The sequence below is a fragment of the Pseudomonas sp. MM211 genome (genome assembly GCF_020386635.1).
Taxonomy (GTDB): domain Bacteria; phylum Pseudomonadota; class Gammaproteobacteria; order Pseudomonadales; family Pseudomonadaceae; genus Aquipseudomonas.
This window is the reverse complement of the sequence record NZ_CP081942.1, coordinates 3337050-3353936: the sequence shown is the minus strand read 5'-3', so window position 1 is coordinate 3353936 and position 16887 is coordinate 3337050. Positions and strand designations below refer to the sequence as shown.

13 protein-coding genes and 2 pseudogenes are annotated in these 16887 nt (G+C 62.9%); 5 read left to right on the top strand and 10 right to left on the bottom strand.

The annotated features are described in order from the left end of the window. Positions 1-90: 90 nt before the first annotated feature. The 6 genes and pseudogenes from K5Q02_RS15370 to K5Q02_RS15345 form a co-directional block, all read right to left on the bottom strand. Positions 91-249, bottom strand: a complete 159-nt coding sequence (locus K5Q02_RS15370; RefSeq protein WP_070883450.1) for a DUF3309 family protein — start codon at positions 247-249, stop codon at positions 91-93. A gap of 247 nt (positions 250-496) precedes the next feature. Next, positions 497-1426, bottom strand: coding sequence for a sulfonate ABC transporter substrate-binding protein (locus K5Q02_RS15365; RefSeq protein ID WP_225831928.1), 930 nt, complete (start codon positions 1424-1426; stop codon positions 497-499). 2 nt (positions 1427-1428) lie between these two features. Beyond that, positions 1429-2471 (bottom strand): annotated as a pseudogene (gene mgrA, locus K5Q02_RS15360) (L-glyceraldehyde 3-phosphate reductase). A gap of 13 nt (positions 2472-2484) precedes the next feature. Continuing rightward, positions 2485-3792 carry an alpha/beta hydrolase family protein gene (locus tag K5Q02_RS15355; RefSeq protein ID WP_225831926.1) on the bottom strand — a complete coding sequence of 436 codons (1308 nt, stop codon included), beginning with the start codon at positions 3790-3792 and terminating at the stop codon, positions 2485-2487. Continuing rightward, the gene (locus tag K5Q02_RS15350; RefSeq protein ID WP_225831923.1) at positions 3789-5129 is read right to left on the bottom strand and encodes an LLM class flavin-dependent oxidoreductase; all 1341 of its coding nucleotides are present in this window, start codon (positions 5127-5129) and stop codon (positions 3789-3791) included. Before K5Q02_RS15350 ends, K5Q02_RS15355 begins: the two co-directional genes overlap by 4 nt. Positions 5130-5309: 180 nt before the next feature. Then, positions 5310-7558, bottom strand: a pseudogene (locus tag K5Q02_RS15345) (TonB-dependent receptor). Between the two features lie 280 nt (positions 7559-7838). Between K5Q02_RS15345 and K5Q02_RS15340 the strand changes: the two are divergent. Continuing rightward, positions 7839-8885, top strand: a complete 1047-nt coding sequence (locus K5Q02_RS15340; protein ID WP_225831921.1) for a LacI family DNA-binding transcriptional regulator — start codon at positions 7839-7841, stop codon at positions 8883-8885. Here K5Q02_RS15340 and K5Q02_RS15335 read toward each other — a convergent pair. Then, the gene (locus K5Q02_RS15335) at positions 8882-9448 is read right to left on the bottom strand and encodes an NAD(P)H nitroreductase (protein ID WP_225831918.1); all 567 of its coding nucleotides are present in this window, start codon (positions 9446-9448) and stop codon (positions 8882-8884) included. The two genes, K5Q02_RS15340 and K5Q02_RS15335, sit on opposite strands and share 4 nt — an antisense overlap. A 592-nt stretch (positions 9449-10040) precedes the next feature. Continuing rightward, complete coding sequence (locus K5Q02_RS15330; RefSeq protein WP_225831916.1) at positions 10041-10406, bottom strand: YkgJ family cysteine cluster protein; 366 nt, start codon at positions 10404-10406, stop codon at positions 10041-10043. Between the two features lie 182 nt (positions 10407-10588). Between K5Q02_RS15330 and K5Q02_RS15325 the strand changes: the two genes are divergently transcribed. The 3 genes from K5Q02_RS15325 to K5Q02_RS15315 all read left to right on the top strand — a co-directional run bounded on the left by K5Q02_RS15325 (position 10589) and on the right by K5Q02_RS15315 (position 14023). Further along, positions 10589-12043, top strand: a complete 1455-nt coding sequence (locus K5Q02_RS15325; protein ID WP_225831915.1) for a TrkH family potassium uptake protein — start codon at positions 10589-10591, stop codon at positions 12041-12043. Positions 12044-12130: 87 nt separating this feature from the next. Next, positions 12131-12448, top strand: a complete 318-nt coding sequence (locus tag K5Q02_RS15320) for an Mpo1-like protein (RefSeq protein WP_225831912.1) — start codon at positions 12131-12133, stop codon at positions 12446-12448. Between the two features lie 186 nt (positions 12449-12634). Further along, a complete protein-coding gene (locus K5Q02_RS15315) occupies positions 12635-14023 on the top strand; it encodes an adenylate/guanylate cyclase domain-containing protein (RefSeq protein WP_225831909.1) in 1389 nt (462 codons plus the stop codon). On the opposite strand, the gene K5Q02_RS15310 is transcribed toward K5Q02_RS15315, so the two are convergent. Both K5Q02_RS15310 and K5Q02_RS15305 read right to left on the bottom strand, forming a co-directional pair. Then, positions 14016-15065, bottom strand: a complete 1050-nt coding sequence (locus tag K5Q02_RS15310) for a glycosyltransferase family 4 protein (protein ID WP_225831907.1) — start codon at positions 15063-15065, stop codon at positions 14016-14018. The genes K5Q02_RS15315 and K5Q02_RS15310 overlap by 8 nt on opposite strands. After that, entirely contained in the window at positions 15062-15886 is an 825-nt protein-coding gene (locus K5Q02_RS15305) for a UDP-2,3-diacylglucosamine diphosphatase (protein WP_225831905.1), read from the bottom strand. The genes K5Q02_RS15310 and K5Q02_RS15305 overlap by 4 nt, the downstream gene beginning before the upstream one ends. Before the next feature lie 187 nt (positions 15887-16073). Here K5Q02_RS15305 and K5Q02_RS15300 point away from each other — a divergent pair, with 187 nt between their 5' ends. Then, positions 16074-16832 (top strand): helix-turn-helix transcriptional regulator, encoded by a 759-nt coding sequence (locus K5Q02_RS15300; protein WP_225831903.1) that lies wholly within the window; start codon positions 16074-16076, stop codon positions 16830-16832. Positions 16833-16887: the final 55 nt, after the last annotated feature.

Below are 16887 nucleotides of genomic sequence, written 5' to 3'. Positions count from 1 at the left end.
AAGGGTGTGCAACGGGAAGTGGCCAGAGCCATCAGCGGCAGTCGCCGCCGACGGCGATGCCTGCGTCAGTTCAGTGACGCAGGCGCTGGCTCATATGTAGCCGAGTAGCAGCAGCACCAGCACGATGACCAGCACCAGCCCAAGCCCACCCGTGGGGCCGTAGCCCCAGCTGCGGCTGTGCGGCCATGCCGGAATGGCGCCAACCAGCATCAGGATCAGAATGATCAGCAGTATGGTTCCCAAGCCCATGGCTATCTCCTTGCGTATCTGTCGGCGAACCACTCGAAGTGATCCGCCTGGCATCAGAAGCCTGTGCAGGCATCCGTTCGGATGCAGGGCATGGCGCTGCGGCGAAGCCAGCGTCTGGCAGAGCGCTCGTCGCAGCGCCATGCCCTACACCTTTTACGACTTGGCAAGGAAACGGAAAGTGCAAACTTTAAATCGGCAGGGGCAACTCATGACGGCCTGAAACCCACGTAACGACACATGCGTGAACTCAGGGACGCCAGACGGCTTTTTCGACATCGACCTTTACCGGTAGCAGGCGGTTTTCCAAAAACAGGTCGGCGGTACGCTGCTGGGCGGCGACGATTTCGTCGCTGACCGGGATGGGCGGCGATGGCGGGCGGTGGCTGAAAGTGCGCTCGATCACCGCTTCGGGCAAGCCCATGAAGCGCGACAGCAGGCTGATGCTCGCCGCCTTGTCATCGCGGGTCAGCGCCTCGGCGCGGCCCAGCTCTTCGAGCAGTTGTGGAATGAACGCCGGGTTGGCCTCGGCATAGGGCCGTGCTGCGAGAAAAAACGGGCCGATAAAGCCCAGGCCTTCGCCATTGGCCAGCAGCCGCGCCTTGCCTTCCAGATCGATGGCCGAATAGAACGGATCCCAGATGGCCCAGGCATCCACGCTGCCGCTCTCGAAGGCGGCACGGGCGTCAGAAGGTGCCAGGTAGATCGGCTGAATATCGGCAAAACTCAGGCCTTCGCGCTGCAGTGCACGCAGTACCAGGTTGTGGGCGCTGGAGCCTTTCTGCAGGGCGACCTTGCGGCCCTTGAGCGCTTTCACGGACTGAATGGGGCTGTCTTTCGGCACCAGAATCACTTCAGCCTGGGGCTTCGGTGGCTCGGCAGCGATGTACAGCAGATCGGCACCTGCGGCTTGGGCGAAGATCGGCGGGATATCACCCGTGGCGCCGATATCCAGGCTGCCGATGTTCAGCGCTTCGAGCATCTGCGGGCCTGCGGGGAATTCGATCCATTGCACCTTGGTGTCGGCAAAACGCTTTTCCAGCATGCCGTGCTCCTTGGCCAGTACCAGGCTGACCGAGCCTTTCTGGTAGCCGATGCGCAAGGTCTGCGGGTCGGCATTTACAGCCTGCACAAGACCGATCAACGCCAGTGCGGCAACCGCTAACTTCATACCTTTCATGCTCACTCCTGCCAGTCGGTCGACGGTTTTTCCCAGAGGTTGATGCCGCCCTCGACGGCGTAACGGTCGATTTCCGCCAGCTCCTCGGCGCTGAACGCTAGGTTATCCAGCGCCGCGACGTTCTCGATGATCTGCTCCGGCTTGCTCGCGCCGATCAGCGCCGAGGTGACCCGCGGATCGCGCAGGGTCAGGCCAGCGCCAGCTGTGCCAGGCTCTGGCCGCGACGCTGGGCGATTTCGTTAAGGGCGCGGGCACGAGCGGTATTGTCGTCGGACAGGTGCTCGGGTCGCAGTGACGCGCCACCCGGGCGATTGACCCGAGCGTCGGCGGGAATGCCATCGAGGTACTTGTCACTGAGCAGCCCCTGGGCCAGCGCGGTGAACACGATCACCCCGGCACCCTCCTCCTCGGTCGCCGTCAGCAGATCCTTCTCGATCCAGCGATTGAACAGGTTGTAGGCCGGCTGATGAATCAGCAGCGGCACGTTGCGCGCCCGCAGCAGCGCGGCGATTTCCTGGGTCTTGCCTGCCGAATAGGAGGAGATGCCGATGTACAGCGCCTTGCCCTGCTCGACGATGCTGGCCAGTGCACCGGCGGTTTCTTCCAACGGCGTGTGCGGGTCGAAGCGGTGCGAATAGAAGATGTCGACGTAGTCCACGCCGAGGCGCTGCAGGCTCTGGTCGAGGCTGGAAATCAAGTACTTGCGCGAACTGCCGCCCTGCCCGTAGGGGCCTGGCCACATGTCCCAGCCGGCCTTGGTGGAGATGATCAGCTCATCACGGTACTGGCTGAAATCCTCACGCAGCAGGCGACCGAAATTGCTCTCGGCGCTGCCATAGGGCGGCCCATAGTTGTTGGCCAGATCGAAGTGATTGATCCCCAGATCGAACGCCGTACGCAGCAAGGCGCGTTGGGTGTCGATGGGCGTGGCGTCACCGAAGTTATGCCACAGGCCTAGAGACAGGGCCGGCAGCACCAGACCACTGCGGCCGACGCGGCGATACGGTACACGCTCATAGCGCTGCGGGTTGGCGAGGTAGGTCATCAGAGGTTCTCCATCAGGGAATGAATGCAGGTTGCGCGGCAGGCAGGTGGTACCACTCGAGGCCCACGGCGCTGCGATTCTTGAAACCATGCCAGTAGCTGTGGTCGGCCTGCTGGCGCCCCTCGCCGTCCACCGACCATTTGCCATCGACGGCCAGCGGCGTCAGATCAAGATAGGCCTTTCTATCCAGCCCCTTGAGCTGCTGGTCGAGAAACGCCAGAACGAAATGCTGGTTGATGTTGTTGATACGCGCGCTGTCCCACACCGGCTCCGCATAGGCGGAGAAATCGTCGGGATGACTGCTGGCGGCAGGCGGTGGCGGATTCGGTGCCACGTTATGGCGCGCATTCTGATAGACCAGCAGGTAGCGCTCGGCATTCACTGCGCCGTCTACCAGGCGCTTGATACCGTCGCGATAACCGGAGACGTCGTCCTGGTCACCGGCGACGAACAGGCTCGGCACCCGCAGGCCAGCCAGACCGGCCTGATCGAAGATGCCCTGCCGCCCGCCCCAGGGGGCGAACAGCACCAGCGCCTTGATTCGTGGGTCTCGACCGCCCTCGTAGATGGGGTTGCCGGTACGTCGTGGCTCGAGCGCCTTGCCCGGCACCAGGCTGCTGGCCACCGCGCTGACACTAGCGCCAGCGGCATTCAGCGCGCCGTAGCCACCAATGGAGTAACCCAGCAAGGCGGTGCGCTGCACGTCCACATGCCCAGCCAGGAAGCTGCCACTGCCGGCCTCGCTCAAGGCGCTCAACTGCTGGAGCACGAACAGATCGTCCAGCGGGCGATTGAGCAGCGTGCTGGCGAAGCCGGCCTTGTCCGCGCGGGTCGATTCCGGGTGGTCGATGGCCGCCACCACGTAGCCGTGGGAGGCCAGGTGCTCGGTCAGGTAGCTCATCTGCAGACGCGACCCCGGGTAGCCGTGGGAGACGATGACCAACGGATAACGGCCCTCGCTCGCCGGCGCGTCACGCGATGCCCGGCCCGGGAACTCGAACGGCGTGTTGGGACGCGTGGGGTCGTTGGCACCGGCACCCAGCACATCGCGGTAGGTGGTCAGTTCCTGTTGTCCGGCCGGCAGTTGCGCCGGATACCAGATTTCCAGGCGCAGCCTTCGCTCATAACGCGGCGCAGGATTCTTCGCGTCGATGGACAGCACGTCGAGTTGATCGCGGTTTACCAGCTCAAGGGTATGTACACCCACATGATGCTCCCCACGTGCGGCAAGCTCGGGGGCGTCGGGGCGGGTGTCGCCATACAGCGCAAAGGCGCTGCCGGGAACACCTAGGGCCAGCAGACAGGCGAAGACGAATTTCATCGATTTTCCTGGGTGAAGAAACGGTTCTGCGGCGCACTCAGGCCCAGATGATCGCGCAGCGTGCGGCCCTGATACTCACGGCGGAACAGCCCGCGGCGCTGCAGTTCGGGCACCACCTGCGTGGCGAAATCTTCCAGACCGGCCGGCAGATGCGGTACCAGAACGTTGAAGCCGTCGGCAGCGCGCTCCTCGAACCAGGCCTGTAATTCGTCGGCGATCTGCGTGGGTGTGCCGATCAGGCTGTAATGCCCGCGCCCGCCAGCGATACGCCGACCCAGTTGCGCCAGGGTCAGGTTCTCCGCCCCTGCCAGTTCGGTCAGCAGCTTCTGCCGGCTCTGCTGGCCATTTTCCGTCAGCGGCAGCGCCGGTAGCGGGCCATCGGCCGGGTAGCCGGACAGATCGAAGTTGCCCAGCATGCGCCCCAGCAGCGCGATGCCGACCGCTGGCTCGACCAGTTCCTGGAAGCGATCGAATTTCTCGCGGGCCTCGCTCTCGCTCTGACCAACCACCACGAACACGCCGGGCATGACCTTCAGCGAATCCTCGCTGCGCCCGAAGGCCTGCAGGCGGCCCTTGAGATCGGCATAGAACGCCTGGGCCTTGGCCAGCGAGGTCTGCGCCGTGAAGACCACCTCGGCGGTCTCTGCGGCGAGCTGCCGACCGGTTTCCGAGGAGCCCGCCTGAACGATCACTGGTCTGCCCTGGGGCGAGCGGGCGACGTTCAGCGGCCCGCGTACCTTGAAGTGCTCCCCGTGATGGTCGAGCACATGCAATTTGGCCGGATCGAAGAACTGGCCGCTGGCCTTGTCGTGCACAAAGGCGTCGTCCGCCCAGCTGTCCCAGAGCCCGGTGACCACATCATGAAACTCCCGCGCGCGGGCATAACGCTCGGCGTGAGGGATATGCGCGTCGCGGCCAAAGTTGTAGGCCTCGGCGGCGGCGTCCGAGGTCACCAGGTTCCAGCCTGCGCGACCACCGGAAAGCTGGTCGAGGGAAGCGAACTTGCGGGCCACGTGATAGGGCTCGTTGTAGCTGGTGGTCACCGTACTGATCAGGCCGATGCGCTCGGTCACCGCGCTCAGCGCAGAGAGCAGCGTCAGCGGTTCGAAGTGCGCCGAGCGCGGCATGCGGCTGGCGATGCTATCGGTCGGCGCTGCCACACTGTCGGCCACGAACAGCGCGTCGAAACAGGCCGCTTCGGCGATCTGCGCAGTGCGCTTGTAAACCGAGAAATCCAGCGGATCGGCTGGCACGTCGGGGTGGCGCCAGGCGGCGACATGGTGCCCGGTGGCCATGAGAAATGCGCCGAGGCTGATTTGACGAGGTTGCTTGCTCATGAATCTGCACCTGCTTTGACGAAAAAGCCGTGGGTTGGCTCTGCGGCTAGTGCCACGGGGTTTTACACGCAGCGGTATTTCCAGGTTTGCTTGAGTGCAGGGTGCGCCCATGCCGACGGCATGCGCGGCGTACCCTGCACACGCATTGCAAGGCGGGTGTACCCCGCCCTGCGGGATGGATCAGAAGTCCTTGCGTAGCTGCACGCCAAAGTAGCGCTCATCGTCACGCGGAACGGAGCGGGATGCATAGTTGAGAACCGGATAGCCACTGTAAGCCAGGCCGTTGGAATAGCTCTTGTCTGTCAGGTTCTTGGCCAACAGCGCGACACGCCAGCCTTCGTTGTAGTCGGCAAGGCCCACACTGGCGTTCCAGATGCCGTAGGCACCCTGAATGGTGTTTTCGTTCTGATCGAGGCTGTACTGCACCTGATCCTGCCAGGCGTAGTCAGTGCTGAATTCGATATCCAGGCCGTTGTCCAGCGGGATGGTGTAGTCGGCGCGTACGTAGGTTTTCCAGTCCGGGCTAAAGGGCAGCGGCTTGCCATTGACTTCGCAGTTGGCCGCTGCGTTTTCCGGGCAGCTGAACTGGTCGACACGGGCCTTGGTGAAGGCCAGTGCACCGGAGAGCTTGAACTGACTGGTGACCTGGAAGGCGGCATCCAGTTCCACACCCTCGGTTGTCACGCTGCCGGCGTTGATCAGACGGGTCACCACCGCACCGCCGACCACATCATAGAAGTTGGCCTGGTAGTTCTCATACTCGGTATGGAACACCGCCAGGTTGGCGGTCAGGCGGTTGTTGAAGGCGGTGCTTTTCAGGCCTGCTTCCCAGGAGTTGGAGGTTTCCGGCTTCAACGGCTCGGTATCACGGGCCTGCATATTGAAGAACACGTTGTAGGCCGGGCCTTTGTAACCACGGGAATAGGTGACGTAGCTGGTCAGGTTGTCATTGATGTCGTACTGGAAGCCGACGCGACCGGTAAAGCCGTCTTCATCCACCGAACCTTTGCTGCCGTAGTTCGCCTGAATGCCGGCAGCGGTGCCCGTGACCACGCGCTGGTGCTTGTACTCCAGATCGTCGTGGGTCCAGCGCAGGCCGAGGATGCCGCGAAAGTCTTCGGTGAAGTTGAAGGTGTTCTCGCCGAACAGCGCCACGCTGTCGTTGACCGCTTCATAGTCGGCACGCCCGCGTTGAGTCACCAGGGTGGTCGGCGTTACCGTGCGCTGGTAGGCCTCCTCGCTCTTGCCGTGCATGTAAAACGCACCGAGCACGTACTCGTTGAACTCGCCCTTGGGTGAAGCCAGACGGAACTCCTGCGAGTACTGGTTGTAATCCACCTGACCTTTGTCGTGCGATCGCGGGGCGCCCGGGAAGATACCGGCCAAGCGATCACCGTCCTGATACTGGGTGTTGTTCCAGCCACGCCAGGCGGTGATCGACGTCAGGGTGTAGTCACCGAGCGACCAGTCCACCTGGCCAGACAAACCTTGGTTGCGGTCGTCTACCCGGGTATTCATGTCACTGTTGATGCTGCGGTTATGGTCACCCGGGGTGTAGCTGCTACCCACGGCCGCACCGAAGGCGGGACTGGTCTTGGTCAGTACGCCATTGGGGATGGTGTCCTTGCCCTGGGTGTAATCGGCGATCAGGGTGACTTTCAGTTCGTCGTTGGGCTCGAACACCAGCTTGCCGCGTGCACCCTTGCGGTCGTAGCCGTTGACGTCGTCACCGTTGAATTCGTTCTTCACGTTGCCGTCGTACTTACCCAGCAGAGTGGTCAACGAGCCTTTCAGGGTGTCGCTCAGGCGCCCGCCGATGCCGAAGCGCAGGCGGTTTTCATTGCCACCGCCGAAGTGCGAGTAATCCACGTAGCCACGGGTTTCCTCGGAGATGTCCTTGGAAATGATGTTCAGCACACCCGCCGAGGCATTCTTGCCGAACAGCGTGCCTTGCGACCGCGCAGTACTTCGATGCGCTCCAAGTCCAGCAGATCCAGAGTCGACTGCCCCGGACGGCCGAGCACCACGCCATCGATGACCGTGGAAACCGTCGGTTCTATGCCTGGCGAGGTGGTGATGGTGCCCACACCGCGGATGAACAGCGAGGTGTCCTTGTTGGACGCACCACTGCGGTAGTTCAACGTCGGCACCTGCTGCACGATGCTGGAAACGTTGTTGCGGTTGTCACGCTCGAGCTGCTCACCATCGACCACCGACACGGCAACCGGTACGTCCTGCAGGGATTGCTCACGGCGCGTCGCGGTGACCGTTACGGCTTTCAGCGAGGTGGCGGCGGGCTCGCTTGCCTCGGCCGCCCAGAGCGGTGCGGAACCGGAAGCAAGCACCACGGCGACCGCCAAGGGATGAAGGGAAATCGAACCACGGAATCGGCGCGCGCTGCGGGCGGCCGGCAAAAATGCGTTGTGCATGACGTTCACTGCCTGATTGACCGATTGATGCTCGCCAAGGCGAGCGTACTGGGCACAGTCGGTAACGGGTCTCGCTCGTGCGAGTGGCAGTCATGCGACAGAAGTGCGATGCGCTGTTAGCGCTAACAAGGCAAAGTGTGGAGAGGGCTTTAGAGATCGTCAAATACTAAAAAATGCTTTTTATATTCCAAAAAAATAAATAGTTCGGATCGCTGCAAGCGCTTTTGTTAGCGCTAACGTTGCAGTATGTTTAGCGGCCCAGCGCCATGCAGGATCCCCCATGCCCCGCCCTCCAGCCGACTCGCCACGCAAGAGACGCGGCGCTGGTCGCGTCACCCTGAGTAGCGTCGCTGAACGCGTCGGCGTGTCGTCGATCACCATTTCGCGCTACTTCAATCAGCCGGATCAGGTGTCCGAAGAACTGCGCGAGCGCATCCGCAGTGCGGTGGACGAATTGGGCTACGTGCCCAACCTAGTGGCTGGCGGACTGGCATCTGCGCGCAGGCGGATCGTCGGCATGGTCATTCCGAACATCTCCGGGCCGATCTTCGCCCAGACCATCCAGGGCTTCAGTGACACCCTCACCCGCCACGGCTACCAGTTGCTGCTGGCTTCCAGCTATTTCAGCGAGGAACAGGAGGAAAGCGCGGTGCGCGCCTTTCTCGGCTGGTCGCCGGCGGCCCTGGTGGTCACCAGCCACTTTCACAGTGCCGGTACGGAAAAGATGCTCGCCGACGCCGACATCCCGCTGGTGGAAATCTGGGACTACCGCCCCGAGCGCTCGCCCCTGCAGGTGGGCTTCCTGCATTACGAAGTTGGCGTCAGCGCCGCGCGGTATCTGCTGGACAAGGGCTACCGGCGCATCGCTTTCGTGCAGAACAGCGTGCCGGGGGATTTCAGCGCGCTGGAACGCCGCGACGGCTATGCCGATACCTTGCGTGCAGCAGGTCTCGAGCCCTGGGCGTTCGCGCCGGATGAAGACCTGCAGCCCTTCGAAGCGGGCAAGCAGGCGATGGAAAGCCTGATGCAGGGCCCGCAGCGCCCGGATGCGATCATCTTCGCCAACGACAACCTGGCCGCCGGCGGCCTGCTTGCCGGCCGCCGCGCCGACGTGCGCATTCCCGAAGACTGCGCGGTGGTGGGTTTTGGTGATTACGCCTTCGCGCCGATGCTGATGCCCAGCCTGACCACCATCCGGCCACCGGCCAGGCAGATCGGCGAAGTGGCGGCGCAGCGCATCCTGCAGAAACTGGGTGTGCTCGAGGAGGCATCGAGCGATGCCCCGCAACCGCTGGAGTGTGAGTTGATCGAGCGGGAAAGCAGCTAGGCCTTGTTCACCCAAGCGCTGACGAACTGGTCGATATTCGCTTGCGGCGCGACACGCAATTCACGCTGCGGCGTGCCCAAGTAGAGATAGCCAATCACCTGCTCGTTTTCCGCGAGGCCCAGGCCTGCATCCACCAGCGGATCATGGGACAACTCGCCAGTGCGCCACACCGCACCGATACCCTGGGCGTAGGCGGCAAGCAGAATGCCGTGAGCTGCACAGCCTGCAGCCAGTACCTGCTCCTGAGCCGGCACCTTAGGATGCTCCTGGGTGCGGGCAATCACCACTATCAGCAGTGGCGCCCGCAGCGGCATGTTGCGCGCCTTGGTCAGCGCCTCTTCGTCAGCATCGGGATACTTGCCCGCTATCGCCTCGGCAAACAGCTCGCCCAGCGCGTGACGCGCATCACCTTCGACGGTCAGGAAACGCCAGGGGCGCAGTTGCCCGTGATCCGGTGCACGCAACGCGGCGCGAAACAGCTGCTCACGCTGCTCGGCGGTGGGCGCAGGCTCGATCAAACGGGGGGCGGAAACACGGTTGATCAGCGCATCAAGAGCATCCATCGGCTCACCTCCAGATAAAGAACCAGGATTCTACCAGCCAAGCCAGGCAAGGATGACCTGAACCAGCCACATCCTATAGGAGCCCGCTTGCGGGCGAAAAACGATTGCGGCCATCACGCAAATCCGCAGCGCGGCAGCCATTCGCCGGCAAGCCGGCTCCTACAGGGATCGGGTGGATCCGTCACCTCCGTAGCCTGGCGTTGAGCGTAGCGATACCCAGGACGATTTCCCGGTGTCGCTGCGCTCGACCCAGGCTACAAAAGCGGAAGCCGAAACGGTGCTCACCCTGCAAACCGCGGTGCAGCCACCATTCGCCGGCAAGCCGGCTCCTACAGGGGGCGCGTGGATCCGTCACCTCCGTAGTCTGGCGTTGAGCGTAGCGATACCCAGGACGATTTCCCGGGTGTCGCTGCGCTCGACCCAGGCTACAAAAGCGGAAGCCGAAACGGTGCTCACCCTGCAAACCGCGGTGCAGCCACCATTCGCCGGCAAGCCGGCTCCTACACCAGCGTGCGAGCCCGGCGCAGATCCGTAGGAGCCCGCTTGCGGGCGAAGCGATGGTGGGCGCCATGCAGAACACGTGGTCTGGCCGCTAGGCAACCCGATCCGGCGACATCTCTGGCTCCAGTGGCGGCAGCAGCGGCGGCAGTCCGTAGGCCCTGCGCGCGTCATCACAATGCGGGTTGTGCTCGCCGTTAGCCCAGGAGGCCTCGAACTCGCGGCACGTGCTGGAGCGCTGTTCATACAGCGTGCAGCGCGTGCCCTGCCCCACATCGCCCAACAAGGCGTTGCAGCGTGACGGTTTGGCCTCGGTGCCGCGCATGGCGACGCGGTGCGGGGTGATCAGGATGACCTGGTCGTCGGGCACGGTTCCACCTGCCGACTGACATTCACCCCAGAAGAAGGACACACGAAAATGCGCGCAGCAGGCGCCGCACGTGAGACAAGGATTGGGCATGATTTCGAATGGGCTCAGAAACCGGCAAGGGCCGGCACCTGAGGGCGTATTCTATGCATCGCCATGGACTTGTAAAGCGGCCTGAGTGGCCGCCATGCCGGGCGATCGGAGCGCCTGAGCTGGCTGGTTTACAGCACCGGTGGCACAGGTAGAATGGCGCCACTTTTTCGCGGATAAAACCGATGGCCTGGCCAACCCTAAGACTCATCGCGTTCATCAATGGCATCTTTCTGATCACCCTGGCCATCGGCATGATCGGCCCGATGTTCACCTTGTTCGTCTTCGATCGCGCCGCGGAAGTGAGCCCCTTCGCCTGGTCGAGTCTGATCACCTTCATCGCCGGGCTGTCGATGATCGCCCGTGGACGCCCCCAGGACGTGCACCTGCGCCCCCGCGACATGTACCTGCTGACGGTGTCGAGCTGGCTGATGGTATGCATCTTCGCCGCGCTGCCGTTCATGTTCACCCAGCACATGAGCTACACCGACGCCTTCTTCGAGAGCATGTCGGGCATTACCGCCACCGGCGCCACCGTGCTGATCGGCCTGGACAACATGTCACCGGGCATCCTGATCTGGCGCTCCATGCTGCACTGGCTCGGCGGTATCGGCTTCATCGCCATGGCCGTGGCGATTCTGCCGATGCTGCGTATCGGTGGTATGCGCCTGTTCCAGACCGAATCCTCGGACCGGTCGGATAAGGTCATGCCGCGCTCGCACATGGTCGCCAAGTACATGGTGGTGGCTTACCTGGGCATCAGCCTGCTCGGCTGCCTGGGCTTCTGGCTGGCCGGCATGAATTTCTTCGACGCCATCAACCACAGCATGTCGGCCATTTCGACAGGCGGCTTCTCCACCTCGGATCTGTCCCTGGCCAAGTGGACGCAACCGGCGGTGCACTGGGTCGCCGTGGTGCTGATGATCCTTGGCAGCCTGCCGTTCGTGCTCTACGTCTCGACCCTGCGCGGCAACTTCGGCGCGGTACTGGGCGACCAGCAGGTGCGTGGTTTTCTCTCCATCCTGCTGGGTACCTGGCTGATTCTCGGAATCTGGTACTACCTGACTACCGACCTGCATTGGCTCGATGCCCTGCGCCACGTGGCGGTGAATACCACATCGATCATGACCACCACCGGCTTCGCACTGGGTGACTACTCGCTGTGGGGCGGTTTCGCCGGGATGCTGTTCTTCTATTTGGGCTTCATCGGCGGTTGCTCCGGCTCCACCGCCGGCGGCTTGAAGATCTTCCGCTTTCAGGTCGCCTACATTCTGCTCAAGGCCAACCTGATGCAGTTGGTGCACCCCCGCGCGGTGATCAAGCAGCAGTACAACCGCCACCGCCTCGACGAGGACATTGTCCGCTCGATTCTCACCTTCTCGTTCTTCTTCACCATCACCATCGCCCTGCTGGCACTGGCGCTGACCCTCTGCGGCCTGGACTGGATCACCGCGCTGAGCGGCGCCGCCAGCACGGTTGCCGGTGTAGGCCCTGGCATGGGCCCGATCATCGGCCCGGCCGGCACCTACGCCAGCCTGCCGGACATGGCCAAGTGGCTGCTGACCCTGGGCATGCTGCTGGGCCGTCTGGAAATCCTCACCGTGCTGGTGCTGCTGATGCCCGCTTTCTGGCGGCATTGATAGCCCCATCAGCGCAGACGACCGGGCGCCACAAGTGCCCGGAATCGACCTAAACTCTCCTGACATAACAACAACAGGAAGCCGTCGATGAGCAGCCAGGCCCACGAGCGTTTCAACTCCTTCGCCGAGTTCTATCCCTATTACCTGCAGGAACACGCCAATCCGACCTGTCGGCGCCTGCATTACGTCGGCAGCCTGCTGGTACTGCTGGTGCTCGGCTATGCATTGGTCAGCCAGCAATGGCTCTGGCTACTGGCCCTGCCCGTTATCGGCTATGGCTTCGCATGGGTGGGACACTTCATCTTCGAACGTAATCGCCCGGCTACTTTCCAGTATCCGCTGTACTCGCTGATGGGAGACTGGGTAATGCTCAAGGACGCCCTCACCGGGAAAATTCGTTTTTAGGCAGTTGCGCCATGGAGACCAGCAGGCAGCTCGGCATGACCGTTCGGTGTCTTATGGCATTGCACCTTTGCCGGTCTCCGCGCCAGCGTATATGATCCCGGTTTTCCGCTGGCCCCGTCCGCACGCCCCGTGCAGCCTGGCCCCCGGTAATGCAGTCGGATTTACAGCAGGGATCGTCGCCACCGCATGAATGCAACTCTTTCCGCCATTCCGAATGGGTTACCAACGCTGTCTACGCGCGAGTATTACTCCCGCGTACTGGCCTACATCGCCATAGCCGCCAGCGTCGCCGCCGGCACCTATGCGCAGGTGTTCAGCCACGAGTTGCTGTGGCTGGTACCGTACGCCCTGCTCTACCCGCACCTGGCTTACTGGATCAGCAAACGCTTCAGGGACGATCACCCGCATCGCACGATCATGACCCTGCTGTTCGTCGATGCCCTGCACTGTGGTGCCGCTGCAGCGCTGTTGGGTTTCTCGGTGGTGCCCAGCCTGATGTGCCTGCTCACGCTGACCTTCAGCGCTTTGATCGTCGGCGGGCTGCGTGACATGGGCCTTGCCCTGTTGGTGGCCTGCAGCGGTGCGCTGCTCACCGCCTCACTCACCGACCTGCACGTCGCACCGGAAACACCGGCTCTGGTGGCGCTGGTCAGTATCCTCTTTACCACGCTGTATATCTGCATAACCGCCTACTTCGTACACCAGCAGAGCATCCGCCTCAGCCAGGTACGCATCGAGATCAAGCGTGAGCAGGAAAAGGCCGCGCGTCTGGCTCGCAACCTGGCCAAGTACCTGTCGCCCCAGGTGTGGGAGTCGATCTTCAGCGGCAAGAAACACGTGCGCCTGGAAACCCAGCGCAAGAAGCTCACGGTGTTCTTCTCCGATATCCGTGGTTTCACCGAGCTGTCCGAAGAGCTGGAAGCCGAAGCCCTGACCGACCTGCTCAACACCTATCTAAACGAGATGTCGAAGATCTGCATGAAATTCGGCGGCACCATCGACAAGTTCATCGGCGACAGCGTCATGGTGTTCTTCGGTGACCCGAGCAGCCAGGGCGCCAAGAAGGATGCCATGGCCGCGGTCTCGATGGCCATCGCCATGCGCAAGCACATGAAGGTGTTGCGCCAGCACTGGCGCGCCCAGGGCATCACCAAGCCACTGGAGATCCGCATGGGGCTCAACACCGGTTACTGCACCGTCGGTAACTTCGGTGCCGATACGCGGATGGATTACACCATCATCGGTCGTGATGTGAACCTGGCCAGCCGCCTGGAAAGCGCTGCCGAAGCCGGCGAGATCTTGATCTCCCACGAAACCTATTCGCTGATCAAGGACGTGATCATGTGCCGCGACAAGGGTCAGATCAACGTCAAGGGCTTCACCCGGCCGGTACAGATCTACCAGGTGGTGGACTTCCGCCGCGACCTGGGTGCCACCTCCAGTTACGTCGAGCACGAGTTGCCCGGGTTCTCCATGTACCTGGATACCAACGGCATTCAGAACTTCGACAAGGAACGGGTCATCCAGGCCCTGCAGCAGGCTGCCGAGAAGCTGCGCGACAAGATCATCATGTAGTGCCCAGCCCCGCGGCTCGCGGCGGCAATTCGACATCCAGCGACTCACCACTCAGCAGTGGCTGTCGGGCCAGAAACTCGACAGCCGACGCGCGCCAGGATTGTCGCCCGGCCTCCTGCGCACAGTGCCTGCGATCCAGCTCCAGCGCTGCCAGGCACGCCTGACGCAAATCATCGGCGAGCACGCCCGTCACACCCGGCACCACCACATCCAGAGGCCCCGGCACGGCGAAAGCTGCCACCGGGGTGCCACAGGCCTGGGCTTCGAGCATCACCAGGCCGTAGGTATCGGTCAGCGAGGGAAACACCAGCACATTGGCACGACGATAGAAATCGGCTAACGCCTCGCCGTGCCGGTAGCCAAAGAATCTGACCTGCGCATAAGCCTGTTGCAGCGCCTCTCGCTGCGGCCCATCACCGACCACCCACTTCTCACCGGGTAGATCGAGATCGAGAAATGCCTGCAGGTTCTTCTCCGGCGCGATCCGCCCCACGTACAGGAATACCGCGGTCACCGGCGTCTGATCACGGGCCTTGGGGGCGAACAGCCGGGTATTCACGCCCTTGCGCCATAACGCCAGGCGCTGCAGCCCTCGGCTGGCGAGCCCCGCGCGCAATCGCTCGGTACTGACCAGCACCGCCTGGCTGGGACGATGAAACAGACGCAGATAGGCATACCCCAACCCCAGCGGAAGCCACGGGCAGCGAGTTGTCAGGTACTCGGGAAAACGGGTGTGCACAGCGCTGGAAAAAGCCATGCCTCGGCGCAGCAGCCAACGTCGCGCGGCCCAACCCAAGGGCCCCTCGGTCGCCAGGTGCACGCAATCCGGAGCGAATGCCTCGATGGCCGCAGCGACCCGCCACAGGTTCCAGGCCAGGGGAATCTCCGGGTAGCTCGGACAGGGCACGCAGCGAAATGCACCCGGCGCGAGCACCTCGACAAGATGCCCCATATCCCGCAACTCGCTGACCAAGGCCTGCAGGCTGGTGACCACGCCATTGACCTGCGGCGCCCAGGCATCGGTAACGATCAGCAGCCTCATGCGGCTGGCTCGATGACCGCGACCTTGTCTGCCTGTAGTTGCGCCAGCCGCTCCTGCTCATCGGCAAGGCGATACAGCTCGATGCGCCCGTCCGGGTGTTCGATCAGCGCCGTGCAGGATTCGACCCAGTCGCCGCAGTTGAGGTACTCGACATCGCCCAGCTTGCGAATCTCGGCGTGGTGAATATGCCCGCACACCACACCGTCGAAGCCGCGACGGGCGCATTCGTGGGTGATGGCTTCCTCGAAATCGCTGATGAAGTTCACCGCCGTCTTGACCTTGTGCTTGAGGTAGGCGGACAGCGACCAGTAGCCGTAACCGTAGCGACGCCGCCAGTGATTGAGCCAGCGATTGAGCACCAGCGTGAAGGTGTAGGCCGAGTCGCCGAGAAAGGCCAGCCAACGGTGATAACGGGTGATCACGTCGAACTGGTCGCCGTGGATGACCAACAGGCGCCGGCCATCGGCGGTAACGTGCTCGGCCTCGTCGACCAGCTGAATGTTGCCCAGCAGCAGCTTCGAGTAGCGGCGCAGGAATTCGTCATGATTGCCGGTGACGTAAATCACCTGAGTGCCGCGCTTGCTCATGGTCAGCAGGCGCCTGATCACATTGGTATGCGCCTGCGGCCAGTAGATGCCACCGCGCAGCTTCCAGCCGTCGATGATGTCGCCCACCAGGTAGATACGCTCGGCCTGATAACGCTTGAGAAAAGCCGCCAGGTGCTCGGCCTGGGTGTCCCGCGTGCCCAGGTGCACATCGGAAATCCACAGCGTACGGACACGTTGCTTGCGGCTCGGCCTTACCAGTTGTGCGATGCTCATCGGGCGATCTCCGGCATATTTTCGGCCGAGCTTGAGCGAAAGCGGTGAAATGATTGTGAACGTGGCATGGCGATTCGATGACAGCAGCCTCACAGCAGCGGCTGTTTTCGCAGATGCACGCTCGCTGTCCGCATCCAAAACGTCGATTCACGGAGTAAACTGGCACGACCGTTCGAGGAACTCCGCCATGTCAGCGCTCTTGTCAGTACGCCACTACCATCAGGACATCGTCTGCCACGAGCATGACCATGCCCAGTTGGTTTTCGGCCTGAGCGGACACCTGCAGTTCGAGGTTGAAGGCCTGGGCAGCCGCATCAGCCGGCAGACCCTGGTGGTGGTGCCTGCCGGTGCGCGCCACGCCTGCGACAGCCGCCACGGTAGCGAATGCCTGGTGCTCGACGTTCCCGCAGGCAATTGGCTTGAGCATCACCTCGGCGATCACGCCGATGCCAGCCAACGCCTGCTGGAAGCGCCGCAGAAAGTCGAGCTGTCGGTGACGCAGAGCGGCCTAGTCAACTGGCTTGCCGCCAGCCCGATCAACGATCCGCTGATCGCTCGTCAAGGCTCCATCCTGTTGCTGGCCAGCCTCAGCGCAGAAGCTGATCAACGTCCCAGCCTGGGTCTGCCGCTTACGGTGCTGAACGCCTACATCGAGCGACACGCCGCCCACCCGATCCAGGTGGCGGATCTGGCCAGCCTTGCCGGGCTTTCCGCTGCGCGCTTTCACAACCGCTTTCTCGACGAAACAGGGCTCACGCCCATGGCCTACGTGCGCGACAAACGCCTGCGCCTGGGCCGGCAGCTGCTGCACAACAGTCGCCTGAGTGTCGGCGAGATCGCCGCACGGGTCGGCTACACCTCGCAGAGCGCCTTCACCGCAGCCCTCTCCCGGCAATTCGGCGAAACGCCCAAGGCGCTGCGCGAGCGCCAGCCTCGCGACAAATAACGCCAGTCGCGCGACAGCTGATCCTGTTCCGGCCCTTTAAAGTGGCGACCAGAAC